Source organism: Paenibacillus sp. LS-5 (assembly GCF_056121505.1).
The window spans coordinates 1-249 of sequence record NZ_JBWAVA010000106.1; the positions used below are offsets into that span (position 1 = coordinate 1).

The window sequence follows — 249 nt, forward strand, 5'->3', positions numbered from 1 at the left end:
CGGGCGATTACAAGACCCGCGGTGCGGGCCTCGTCATCCGTTACGGCTTCCATATCTCGCCGTTCGGGCGGCCCCTGGTGATGGTGACGGATCGCGGTCTCGCGGGCCTTGCCTTTGCCGATCAGGGGCACGAGCGTGAAACCATGGAAGACATGACATCGCGCTGGCCCAATGCCACCTATGTCGAAGACCTTGGCGCCACCTCGCCCTATGCGGCACGGGTGTTCAACCCGGCTGAATGGCGTTCGG

At 64.3% G+C, this 249-nt stretch carries 1 protein-coding gene; it reads left to right on the forward strand.

Going from position 1 to position 249, the window contains the following annotated elements:
* Window positions 1-249 (forward strand): hypothetical protein (locus AC0MA3_RS26655; RefSeq protein WP_474658372.1); only part of this gene is annotated, 249 nt, incomplete at both ends.